10 protein-coding genes are annotated in these 7,289 nt (G+C 31.8%); 7 read left to right on the plus strand and 3 right to left on the minus strand.

What is annotated here, in order from left to right; all coding sequences use genetic code 11:
• From QZU75_RS12005 to QZU75_RS12015, 3 genes are all read left to right on the plus strand, one after another.
• On the plus strand, positions 1–304 hold a 304-nt coding region (locus QZU75_RS12005), incomplete at its 5' end, for a hypothetical protein (RefSeq protein WP_296884029.1).
• 244 nt (positions 305–548) lie between these two features.
• On the plus strand, positions 549–911 hold the full coding sequence (locus QZU75_RS12010; protein ID WP_296884032.1) for a hypothetical protein: 363 nt from the start codon (positions 549–551) through the stop codon (positions 909–911).
• 146 nt (positions 912–1,057) lie between these two features.
• Positions 1,058–1,357 carry a hypothetical protein gene (locus QZU75_RS12015; protein ID WP_296884033.1) on the plus strand — a complete coding sequence of 100 codons (300 nt, stop codon included), beginning with the start codon at positions 1,058–1,060 and terminating at the stop codon, positions 1,355–1,357.
• Positions 1,358–1,520: 163 nt separating this feature from the next.
• Here QZU75_RS12015 and QZU75_RS12020 read toward each other — a convergent pair whose 3' ends face one another.
• Both QZU75_RS12020 and QZU75_RS12025 read right to left on the minus strand, forming a co-directional pair.
• Complete coding sequence (locus QZU75_RS12020) at positions 1,521–1,718, minus strand: DapH/DapD/GlmU-related protein (protein WP_296884034.1); 198 nt, start codon at positions 1,716–1,718, stop codon at positions 1,521–1,523.
• 23 nt (positions 1,719–1,741) lie between these two features.
• Positions 1,742–2,086 (minus strand): maltose acetyltransferase domain-containing protein, encoded by a 345-nt coding sequence (locus tag QZU75_RS12025; RefSeq protein WP_296884035.1) that lies wholly within the window; start codon positions 2,084–2,086, stop codon positions 1,742–1,744.
• 211 nt (positions 2,087–2,297) lie between these two features.
• On the opposite strand from QZU75_RS12025, the gene QZU75_RS12030 reads away from it, so the two are divergent.
• The 3 genes from QZU75_RS12030 (at position 2,298) to QZU75_RS12040 (ending at position 4,816) form a co-directional block, all read left to right on the plus strand.
• Positions 2,298–3,320, plus strand: a complete 1,023-nt coding sequence (locus QZU75_RS12030; RefSeq protein WP_296884036.1) for a tetratricopeptide repeat protein — start codon at positions 2,298–2,300, stop codon at positions 3,318–3,320.
• Between the two features lie 76 nt (positions 3,321–3,396).
• Positions 3,397–4,698: a tetratricopeptide repeat protein gene (locus QZU75_RS12035; protein WP_296884037.1), complete on the plus strand. Its 1,302-nt coding sequence runs from the start codon at positions 3,397–3,399 to the stop codon at positions 4,696–4,698.
• Positions 4,679–4,816 (plus strand): hypothetical protein, encoded by a 138-nt coding sequence (locus tag QZU75_RS12040; protein WP_296884038.1) that lies wholly within the window; start codon positions 4,679–4,681, stop codon positions 4,814–4,816. The genes QZU75_RS12035 and QZU75_RS12040 overlap by 20 nt, the downstream gene beginning before the upstream one ends.
• A gap of 40 nt (positions 4,817–4,856) precedes the next feature.
• On the opposite strand, the gene QZU75_RS12045 is transcribed toward QZU75_RS12040, so the two are convergent.
• Complete coding sequence (locus QZU75_RS12045) at positions 4,857–5,678, minus strand: 4Fe-4S binding protein (protein ID WP_296884039.1); 822 nt, start codon at positions 5,676–5,678, stop codon at positions 4,857–4,859.
• 558 nt (positions 5,679–6,236) lie between these two features.
• Between QZU75_RS12045 and QZU75_RS12050 the strand changes: the two genes are divergently transcribed.
• Complete coding sequence (locus QZU75_RS12050) at positions 6,237–6,896, plus strand: hypothetical protein (RefSeq protein ID WP_296884040.1); 660 nt, start codon at positions 6,237–6,239, stop codon at positions 6,894–6,896.
• Positions 6,897–7,289: the final 393 nt, after the last annotated feature.

A 7,289-nucleotide genomic window follows, 5' to 3' on the forward strand; every position in this document is an offset into this window, starting at 1 on the left:
TGTCATAAGCAAAAACAAGGATATTGTAAGCCATATCATTGACAGCATTATATGGGGCAAAAAAGAAGTTGCCGTTCAGCAAAACAATAATGGAGGAGACAGTTCAGCCAGTAGCCAAGAGCCTTCATCTTCTGCTTACAAATCTGACGGAACTCCAATGAATAGTAAAAAGGAAGTAACAGATTATAGCGATTCTCAATCTCAAAGCCAATCGGGTAGTATAGCAGGCGGTCAGAATGATGGTATGAGCTATGATTATATTAAAAATAACCAGCCAAATGTAGTTGATGGTAATTTGGAGTAATGGAGTGAGAACATTGAAACTAAACCTATTATTGTTATTGGGGCAATAATTGTAGTTTTAGTTATTCTTTGCGGAGTATTGCTTTTGGATTTGTAAATCAGAATAAGGATGCTGTAAATACTAAAGAATTGCGCATTGATGCATCAGGATGCAGTTAAGCAAGACTGGTCAATGATTTAAGACAAATGTTTAAAGACCCTCCGATTACTCTTCAAAAAAGATGAAATAAGTCATTGATGATAATATGAATAATGAGAAAGAAATTCTATTGAACAGAATTAATGAGTATGTAGAATATTTTGCTGATTTTGGCCAGTGCAATAACAGCATAATCGTTTCCGGATCTCTTGATTATTTAAGTATGGTTTTAGAAAATGAAACATTAAATTTAGAAATGAAAAATGATTTATTAAAATTATTGTCAAATTATGTTTTGAATGTTAAAAAAATATATGATTTGTGTGATGGAAATCCTAAAGTATTTGAGTACATGAATCTCATTTCACTGGAAATTGAATTCAACAGGATTCAAGATTATATAAGTCAGGAATTAGGAATTTCTTTAAGATTACATGATCTGGAATTTGAATTGGCTGGATGTGATTAAATGATTAGACTTAAAAATGAGACTCAGATAATCTATGACGCAAATGTCATTATTTATTCACGGTTTCCTGAGAAATACAAGATACCATTTCTTACAACATCTGCAAAAAAGTTAAATAACTTTTTATTAAATCGGGAATCACAATTGTGGTTCCTCATTTCATTATCTCCGAAATAGAACGTAAAGGATATTATAATGTTATTCACGATTATTTTAAAGATTTGAGGCCATCTTCAAGATTTCAATTAATGATTAAACTTAGACATAATTTTGAAAATCTCAAAAAACATGAAAATTTTTCACAAGAATATTATCAGCCTTGCGAAGAATTATTGGATTCTATTGATAATGCATTCGCTGATTTTAATAATTTGGATAATATTGATAAATATTTCATGCGAAAGCATACGGATGTTTTAAACCCGTCTATTGAAGATAAAAATTAATTCTATTTTCAAAAGATAAAGAATGTCCGGTAATATCTAATGATTTGGATTTAACATTTTTCCAAGAGGAATTGCTTAAACGAAATTTAGTTCATGAAATAATTGATTTTGCATCTATTAATTTTAATGTTTGAGATTTAACATGTCTTTTAGTGTTTTATTTTTATTCAATGTCATTATCTATTTTTTTAACAACTCTTGCAGGAACTCCTAAAGCAAGTGAATTGTCGGGTATATATTTTGTAACAACTGCACCTGCACCTACAACAACGTTATTTCCAATAGTCACGCCTGGATGGACTGTAACATTGCCTCCTAACCACTCGTCATTGCCAATATGTATTTCTGTTGCTTTTGCCAAATGTTTGCGTCGGCCTTTTGGACTTAATGGATGATTAACTGTTGTATTAATGTATTTGGTCCAATCATTACATTATCTCCGATATACACTTCTTTAATATCCAGAATTGTCAGATTATAGTTTCCTGTAAAATTATTTCCTATAAAAATGTTTTTCCCATTGTCAAATGAAAATCGTTTGCACATCATAACATTAGTTCCAACAGAACCTAAAATCTCACATAGCACTTCATATTGCTTTTCAAAATCAGAATCATCAATTGCATTGAATCTGGTGCTGTTTTTGATTGCTTTTAATTTAAACATACTTATTACTTCATCATCATAAGAATATTCAAGACCTGCTTTCATTTTTTCAATTTCTTTCATAGTTTAACTATTATCTCGGATAAAAATATGATGAATGTATATAAAAGCTTTTGAAAGACCCGTAAATAATAAATTTTATTTTTTACCGAAAGATTTATAAACCCCAAGATAATAACATTTTATTAACAAATTTTTACTATACAATTAAGACTGTCACCTAAACACATATAGTTTTTAGATGAATTGTCGAAAATCCAATTTCGGTGATAACATGACTATACAGGATTTATTAAATGAATGTGAATGCGCATACGATGAAAAAGACTTTAAAAAGCTCATAGAACTTTGTGATGAAGTTTTTAAAAAAGATCCGGATAACCAAATTGCGATAGGCTATAAATCAATATCATACTGCTTTTTAAATCAACCTCAAAAAGCTTTAAAAATATTAAACGGAGCTGTTAAACTTTATCCGGATAATTATTACTATAAAAACATCAGTGCAATGGCTTATTATGATTTGGGAGAGTATGAAAAATCTTTAAAATGCTGTGTGGAAGGATTAAAGATTAAAGAGTTTGACTGGCTGTATGAAAACAAAATCAAAGCTTTGCTTAAGTTGGACAGAACTGATGAAGCAATGGAGTGTTATGAAAACGCCCCATGGTATATTGAAATCATTGAATTATTGATTGAAACTGAAAAATATTCAGAGGCTTTAAAATACTGTTTGCAAGAGGATATGGAGGATTATGAATCAGTCATTGATGAAATAAAAGAAAATGATAGTGAGGTAGTTGGTGATTATTACATTTCATGGATTTATAATATCAAATCCAGATTCGACATCAGGTTCTGTCCTGAATGCGGCGGCGAATTGATTCCAATAGTCTGGGGATTGCCTCCTGGGGAATGGCGTGAAAAAGCAGAACGTGAAGAGATATTTTTAGCAGGCTGCTGTATACCTCTAAATCCTCCAAATTATCACTGCAAAAAATGCGGCGGCGAATTTGACTTGGGAGTTGAAGGATTGCACATTGAATGTGAGGATTATGAGTTATACGGATATATTGAGTATAAAATCCGTGAATTAACTTTCCTGCTTAAAGAAAACTCAATTGTATTTAGTAGATCTCTGGATTTTCTTAAAAAGGAATTGAAAGGTTTTGATGATAAGGAATTTGACGCATTCATAAAGCACTTGAAAGATTTAAACTACATCTTTGAACCTCGTGAAGCTTATATTAAATTAGTGGGATATGATGATTTAAAATGTGTGGAAATAATTGGATGAAGGCAAATTCTCTTTAATGTGGTTATCTGTCTGCATGGATGCCGGCCGGAGAGATATACGCTATGGGGGGATTAAAATGCAGGAATTATTAAATGAATGTGAAAAAGCATATGGTGAAGAGGATTATTCCAGATTGGACTGGGTCTGTAATCAGATACTAAAACAGGATAAGAACAATGAAAGTGCTTTAACATATAAATTATACATTTATTGTAATTGGCGCCAGTATCATCTGGTTTTGCCTATTGCAGAGCAAATCCGAATGTTATATCCAGATAATTATCATGCTTACAATGCAGAGGCAATAGCATATTCAGCCAGAAAGGAGTTTGTGAAAGCTTTAAATTGCTGTGAAGCAGGTCTCGAAATTAAAGATTATTGCTGGCTTAGAATAAATAAAATTGAGGCTTTAATCAGCATAAATAGAATTGATGAGGCATATGAATTCTATAATGCTTTAGAAATTCCTGGTTACAATTTCACAAAGGCATTAATCAGTTGCGGTAAATACTCTGAAATTCCAAAATATGACAGTGTGTTATCTAAAAAAGAATTAATCGATTACTTTCTTAAAAGATGCGAATACCTGGATAGGATAGGCAATCGTGAAGAAATTCTAAAAGTTTGTGAGGAGATATTTAAGCTGGATAAGGACAATGAGCCTGCACTGGTTTATATGGTAAATGCTCTTGCATATCTTGGAAGAAATGATGAATTATTAGAATATGCGGATTATGGAATAAAATTATATCCTGATGAGGCAATATTTTATCTTTTGAAAGCTGACGTGGTATATTTTGATTTAGGTGATTTTGATAAAGCAGTTAAATTATATGAAAAGGGATTTTCTCTTTATGAAAATCCACGTGAACACTGGAACCATACCGACCAGTTAATCTGGGCATTATATGATAGGGCAGACCAGCTGATTGAATCAGGTAACTTTAAAGATGCAGTTGAAATTTATGATAAAATCCTATTTTACAAAGCGGAGGAATTTAAGGCACTGGATAATATTGACACACTCGTTAATAAACATAATGTCAAATATGAGCCAAGTGAATATTATAATGAATCTTTAAAATTAAGATTTGAACTGGAAAACAGATTTAATGAGATAGATGAATATCTGAAAGCTATTGATGTTGGTGAATATGGCAGGGAATATGTAAATGGCTGCAGTGAATTTAAAGAGTATAACTCTCTTGCAGAATATATTCGGGATATAATAATTTGTCTTATGGATGTTTATCCGGAGTATGATGAGGAATCTTCAAAATATCGGGTGAAAATAGCATTTGAGAATGTTAAAGAATCCTTTGAATTTGGAGAGTCAGCATATGATTTTGCAGTGGTTTATGGATTCAGCGCAGGATAGCGGGTATGCGGCAAATAATGATTCAGTCATAAACCAAATATTGTATTGCCCATTATGGACAGGTATGGCAGGCTGTTCGGCGCAAATAATTAATATTGCTGTCAATGATGCATTATGATGAGTGAAATACTTAATTTTTTAAAACATGTATTTTTAAATCATAATTTCAGGGCATCATTCCCGCAGCTGTGAACACAATTGAGGCACAATATGCATTCCGTGCCGTTTTCTCTTTTTCTGGAATTGTTTAACATTTCAACATCCATCGGACATGCCTTTACACATTTGCCGCAGTCGACGCATTTATCTTCATTAACTTTAACCCTTAAAAGTGAAAAGTAGCTTGAAATCTTTAAAAATACAGTAATCGGACAAATGTATTTGCAGAATGCACGATTGTCTTTAAGATAAAACGCAAGAGTAATTCCAAGAATATAGTAAATGATATTTCCTATAATAAACAGGTAAAATATTACTGAATCGAGATTGGCAATTTTTAAAACGAATAGTGAACATACGCCGCATGATATTGCTGCAAATAATATGTATCTGACATGCCCCCAGTTTTTCCTTTCGTTTTGAGGGGTTTTATAAGGAAGCAGATCAAGTATCATTGCTGTCCAGCAGGCATAGCCGCACCATCCACGGCCAAAGAGAAATGGTCCGAGGATTTTTGCAATCAGAAAATGAATAACGGCACCTTCAAAAACACCTAAACTTAAATAATACCAAAATCCGGACAGGGACAGGTTTTCATGACCTATAATGCCTACATAAAAAAACAGGTAACATCCGACTGCAAGCATAATCAGGTTTCTTGCGTATCTGTTGTTTTTACCCATCAAAAAGAGTCCAACAGCTATTGCAGTTCCGATATAAAGGAAATTGAATATGAAAAATGTGTTGGAAGTTGTAATATATACCAGAACAGAAATCACAATAAAAATTAACTCCATAATTATTGGCGCTTTAATGTTCATGAATAACTATTTCTTAATCAATGTAATTAATTTTATGCATAGGCAGTGATTTAAAAAAAATATATCACAAAATTCCAGTTTTGCGCTGTTTCATTTTTCACCAATGCCGTTTTGAATATTTAATGGCTGTGTTGTGTCAATTCGCTTTCAAGTTCAGATATTGGAATCCTTAATGTCAGTGTTAATTTAAATCAGTGCTTTCTCTCAGGTGTTAATTTCTGATGATTGATTTTACATTAACGCCTACGCTTGTTAATGTCAGTCATATTTTAAAAAGACCATATATATCACAGTGCAGGAGGATTTTAGTTTCGAATATGGAATTGTTAATGTTAATGTGAATATTACTTTTTTTTCATTGGCAGGCTCCTTAAAAAAGCATATAAAATTTTACAGACTCTCAAAACGAATTTTAACGGGTCTATGGAATGGCATTTATCCGCATTAATCATATTTTAATTTTGGTGCAATGGCTGTCAGCACAATAATGGGAATTGATATAAACTTGTTACTATAAACATTTATTCAGACAATAACTGTTAAAGAAGTGACATTAACATGAGAGAATGGCAAGTCGGTGATTCTATTGGGGATGGCAATGACACGGGAGTTCCGGATATTCCATATATGGGTTATCTGAAAGACAATGATGGCGAATCATATAAAGAGGACATTGCTGATGATTTTAAACGTTACATCAACAATGCAAGAGACTATTATAATATGAAAAACTATGAAAATGCTTTCAGTTACCTTGATTATGCTTTCAAGTTGTATGCAAGGATGAATAAATCTGAAAAATCACAGGTAAGAGCAAATCCCTTTAATCAGGATTGGATTATTGATTTGTGCTGTAAGATTATCAACAATCATGGTAAATATCTCTGGCAAGCAACAGATTTGATTATAAAAAATAACTATCCTGTAAAATTATGCATGGACTGTGATTGCGTATATACTGTTGATTATAACTGCTGCATTAAATGTGGAAAGCCATTGACAAAGCCTTCTGATGGAAAATCACCTGAAAAAATTGCAGAAGAACTTTCCGACATATTAAGCGAGAAAATTTTTGATGAATTTGAAATAACAAAACTGGTTAACAGGGCAATTGTGTTAATGAAATCCAACGATTCCAGACTGGTTGAAATTACAGACAGCAGTTATGGCATTGATTTTACCTTTGAAAAAGAACACAAATACTTTAAAACAAGATGAATGGGTTATTGCAAAACTTATTTAAGTGATGTAGATTAACCCTATTCATTTTTTATTTTTTCATTTATTGATTTAGTATTTTAATTGAAGCTATTATATTTTTACAGGAAAATCTATTGTATACACTTTTAATTGACTCTGCTTTTCATTATTTGCCCTGTTCATTTTTAACCTTAAGTTGTATGCTAAATTATAACCTGATTTTGGGATATTGCAATCCACTTGCCATAAAGATAATCACAAGTTATATTATTAAAATTCAAGAAAGATAACATATAACATTAAGATTTCAATCTGAAAACGATTTTCAAAGAGAGGTGATTAAAAGTGTTTAAAAGAAGATTGTTGTTAACATTAACAGTAATTGTTTTGGTATTGTTTGCAGTCTCTGCT

The organism is uncultured Methanobrevibacter sp., assembly GCF_902764455.1.
Lineage (GTDB): Archaea > Methanobacteriota > Methanobacteria > Methanobacteriales > Methanobacteriaceae > Methanocatella.